We start from the raw sequence: 3,315 nt of genomic DNA on the forward strand, positions 1-3,315 counted from the left end.
GCCCCAACCACCAAGGACACCGACATGACCGAACTGCACAACCGCGGCCCGTCCAACGGCGACTTCGCCCGCGAATTCGCCCAGCTTCAGAACGGCACCACTCCCGCGCCGGATCCCGTGAAGATCCCCACCTCCGAGAAGGTCACGTCCTGCCTCGCGATGGGGCCCATCCCCTTGCGTCAGCTCGTCGGAACCGGCGCGATCGTCCGCGAATACAGTCGCCTTCCCGAACCGCCCGTCGGTGAGAGTTGACGTTGATGGAAGGCAAGGTCCGCAGCGTACCGATCACGAAGGCCGAAGACAGTCTGGAGAAGGCCTCACGCGGCCCCATCGCCGGCAGTATCTCGCTGATCAAGAGGATCTTCGCCGGGATCAACCAGATCGACCGGAACATCGAGCTCCGTAGCGAGCGGGTGATCGTCGGCCCGAACCACGAGCGCCTCACCCCCGACCAGGCTCAGGCCAAGCACGATGAGCTCCGCGGGGTGATCGACGGTGCCCACCGCAACGGTGCGACCGGCCACTATCGCGACCGTGACCGCAACACCAGGACCGAGAAGTTGTTCCTCGCGATCGACTTCCCGATCTTTCTGTTCTTGACGATGGGTCTGCTCAACGCCAACATCGTTCTCGCGCTCACCGGCGATGTCGGCCAGATCATCAAGATGGCCGTCGCTGCGGTGTTCGCGGTTCTGGGCACTCTCGCGTTCACCTGGATCACCCGCCTCACCGGGCGCAGGCACCGCCGCTTCAAGACCATCGACGCCACCATCGACCGCAACGGTGCGTCCTTCAAGAGGATCCTCGCCGAACGTGTCGGGCTCGGCGCGCTCGTCTCCATTGCCGCTATCGTGATGATGCTGCGGATCATTCACGACGGCAACGACGCCGGAGCCCCGATCTACGTGATGATTCCTCTGGCGATCTTCTTCGCCCTGGTCATCGGCGGATCCGGTTACGTCAACTACATGTCCGAATACGAGAACGGCTCCGAGACCACCGAACAGCTCGATGCGGTCACCGCCCAGCTCACCCGCCGCTCCGCCGATATCGAGAACAACCGGGCCGAACGCGCCGAACTCGTCGAGCAGGCCGGACTCAAGCTCGCCGACCTCAACCGCCAGATCACCGATGCCACCGAGCACGCCCGCCTCGTCGTGACCCGCAGCAGTGCCGACAAGGCCATCACGATCGCCCGCTCCTACGTCGGCCGCCAGGACCCGCTGCCCGCCCCGACCTTCCAGGTCGACAGTTTCGCCCTCGCTGTCGCCCAGGCTGGGCAGCTCACCGAGCACCACCAGCTGCTCGTCTCCGGTCACGCCCCCGCCGACCTCGCCGACAGCCGCAATCCGGAATCCGTACTCGGACTCACCACCAAGGAGAACTGACCATGAGCTTGAAGGATCGCCTCAACCGCGCACAGGCCGTCATCGGCATCGTCGGGGCACTCGCCGGCTCCGGCGGTGACCCCACGGTCAAGAACACCGGCCCCAGCCTCGCCAAACGCCAGGCCGACTACACCAAGGAAGTCCGCCTCCCGCAGACCCGCCGCGACACCGACCGCATCCTCCGCGAAGCGACCCGCACCAAGAACGACGCCCTCAAGAACACCCATCTCCTCGACAAGAAGGACCGCAAGAAGCTGGATTAGCAATCTGAATAAGGCCCCGACACGAAAGGCGTGTCGGGGCCCGATCAGTCTGTGACGGCGATACATCCAGGCTCAGGGCCCCGACGTGGGGCCGTCGGCCTCACCACGAGCAAGACGCCGCCACTCCAAAGCAGTGCGACCCCCGATAGCGCCATCTAGCCCGAACTCCTCGGCAACCGCTGCGAGATTGGAGGCGGCCTTCAGGGTTGAGGGACCACCGCGTTCGTAGGCGAGCAGCCACCAGTCGACGGCGGTGCGCCCTTCGACGACGGTATTCGGACCCATCTGATACGCGGCATTTCCGAGGTTCAAGGCGGCGTCGACGCTGCCACGTTGTGCGGCAAGCAACCACCACCCGGTCGCGGAGTGGCCACCGACAACGGTGTTTGGGCCCGCCCGATCGGCAGCAAACCCGAGGTTGTACGTCGCGCGGGTGTCTCCCCGGTTGTGGGCGATCAGCCACCATTCGATGGCGGTGCGACCTTTGATGACGGCGGTCGGATCGGCCTGGTATGCGTCAAGTCCGAATCGGTATGCGGCATCGGCGCTTCCGCGTTCGTGGGCGATCAGCCACCACTCGATGGCGGTGCGGCCTTGAATGGCGGTTTCAGGGCCGGTAGCGCGGGCGGCGTTTCCGAGGTTGAACGCGGCGTCGGGGCTGCCATGCTCGGCCCCGAGCAACCACCATTCGGTGGCGGTCCGTCCTTCGACGATGGCGTCGCGACCGATGCTGGCCGCGACTATGCCCAAATTGTCCGCAGCGGATGCGTGGCCGTTCTCGGCCGCAAGAGCCCACCATTCGGTGGCGGTCCGTCCTTCGATGATTGCGTCCAGACCCGCTTCGTGAGCGGCAACTCCGAGGTTATGAGCCGCACCGACGTTTCCGTTCTCGGCGGATATTCTCCACCACTGAATGGCGGTCCGTGCTTCGACGATTGCATTCGGACCTGCACGGTCGGCTGCTATACCGAGGTTGTAAGCGGCGGCGGGGTGCCCGCGTGCTGCGGCGATCCGCCACCACCCTACGGAAGAACGACCGTGGAGGATTGCGTCGGGACCGATCTCGTTTGCGGCATCTCCGAGGTAGTAGGCAGCGTCGGGGTTGCCGCGTTCGGCGGCAAGCAACCACCAGCCGGTGGCGGTGCGGCCTTCGACGACAGCATCGAGGCCGAATTGGTTCGCAACGGTTCCTAGATTCAAGGCGGCGGCGGCCATGCCGCGTTCGTGCGCGATGAGCCACCACTGGGTGGCGGTGCGGTCTTCGACGACGGCGTCGAGGCCTACTTGGTTCGCAGCGTTTCCTAGGTTCAAGGCGGCGGCGGCCATGCCGCGTTCGTGCGCGATGAGCCACCACTGGACCGCGGTGCGTCCTTCGACAACCGCATTTGTACCCGCCCGCGCAGCGGCGATTCCGAGGTTGAATGCAGCGGCCGCCATGCCCTGTTCGGCGGCGATCATCCACCAGCCTGTGGACGTGCGGCCGTGAATGAGAGTGGCGGGGCCGAGCTTGTCGGCGATGGCTCCAAGGTTGTGCGCCGCTACAGCGTTCCCTTGATGGGTGGCGGGGAGTAGCCAGGCTACAGCGGTGTCGGTGCGGTCGTGGACGTACAGGAATTCTGAGGTGCGTAGGACTCGTAGGGTGGAGAGGGTGGTGGGGTCGAGAT

At 65.4% G+C, this 3,315-nt stretch carries 4 protein-coding genes; 3 read left to right on the forward strand and 1 reads right to left on the reverse strand.

The window, feature by feature from the left end; all coding sequences use genetic code 11:
* From RHBS_RS25960 to RHBS_RS25970, 3 genes are all read left to right on the forward strand, one after another.
* A partial coding sequence (locus RHBS_RS25960; RefSeq protein ID WP_236745417.1) for a hypothetical protein occupies positions 1-252 on the forward strand: 252 nt, incomplete at its 5' end.
* 5 nt (positions 253-257) lie between these two features.
* Positions 258-1,388 (forward strand): hypothetical protein, encoded by a 1,131-nt coding sequence (locus RHBS_RS25965; protein WP_128646823.1) that lies wholly within the window; start codon positions 258-260, stop codon positions 1,386-1,388.
* A 2-nt stretch (positions 1,389-1,390) separates the two neighbouring features.
* Positions 1,391-1,651 carry a hypothetical protein gene (locus RHBS_RS25970; protein WP_128646824.1) on the forward strand — a complete coding sequence of 87 codons (261 nt, stop codon included), beginning with the start codon at positions 1,391-1,393 and terminating at the stop codon, positions 1,649-1,651.
* A 72-nt stretch (positions 1,652-1,723) separates the two neighbouring features.
* Here the strand turns inward: RHBS_RS25970 and RHBS_RS29330 are convergent.
* Positions 1,724-3,315 (reverse strand): sel1 repeat family protein (locus tag RHBS_RS29330; RefSeq protein WP_187298640.1); only part of this gene is annotated, 1,592 nt, incomplete at its 5' end.

The sequence above is a fragment of the Rhodococcus sp. BS-15 genome (assembly GCF_000813105.1).
In the GTDB taxonomy this organism is placed as follows: Bacteria; Actinomycetota; Actinomycetes; order Mycobacteriales; family Mycobacteriaceae; genus Rhodococcoides.

Coding starts and splice junctions, on each gene's coding strand:
- RHBS_RS25970 (WP_128646824.1), top strand. CDS start 1,391: ATGAGCTTGAAGGATCGCCTCAACCGCGCACAGGCCGTCATCGGCATC.
- RHBS_RS25965 (WP_128646823.1), top strand. CDS start 258: ATGGAAGGCAAGGTCCGCAGCGTACCGATCACGAAGGCCGAAGACAGT.